The sequence below is a fragment of the Kocuria cellulosilytica genome, from assembly GCF_040981245.1.
GTDB classification, from domain to species: Bacteria; Actinomycetota; Actinomycetes; order Actinomycetales; family Micrococcaceae; genus Kocuria; species Kocuria cellulosilytica.
The window spans coordinates 1-586 of sequence record NZ_JAVFWZ010000086.1 but is presented as its reverse complement, the minus strand read 5'-3'; the positions used below and the strand labels follow the sequence as shown (position 1 = coordinate 586).

1 protein-coding gene is annotated in these 586 nt (G+C 76.3%); it reads left to right on the top strand.

Features of this window, described 5'->3' with window-relative positions; all coding sequences use genetic code 11:
- The coding region (locus RCG67_RS17125; RefSeq protein WP_368828004.1) for a Mur ligase family protein at nt 1-586 on the top strand (586 nt) is incomplete at both ends.

Genomic DNA, 586 nt, shown 5'->3' with positions numbered 1-586 from the left:
GGGCCCCGGATCGCCGTGGTCACCAACATCGAGCCCGACCACCTCGACTTCTACCCCTCCCGCGAGGCCTTCTACCGGGCCTTCGACGACTTCGTCGCGACCATGCCCGAGGACGGGCTGCTCGTGGCCTGCCAGGACGACCCCGGCTCCCGGACCCTGGCCGAGCGGCACCGGGCCGCCGGCGGGCGTGTCGTCAGCTACGGCACGGACGCCGGGGCCGACGTCCGGGTGCTCCCGGGCGAGGCCGACGGGCTGCGCACCCGCAGCACCCTGGTGCTGGGGGAGGGCGCCGACCGCCGCGAGGAGCAGCTCGAGCTCGCGGTGCCCGGCCGGCACAACGTCCTCAACGCCACGGCCGCCTTCTGCGTGGCGCTCGAGGCGGGCGTCCCGCCCGCGGACGCGGTGCGCGGGCTGGCCGGGTTCCACGGCTCGGCGCGGCGCTTCGACCTGCGGGGCGAGGTGCGCGGCGTCCGGGTCTTCGACGACTACGCCCACCACCCCACGGAGGTCGTCGCGGCCCTCACCGCGGCCCGTGAGGTCGCGGGCGGGCACCGGGTGATCGCGATCTTCCAGCCGCACCTGTTCT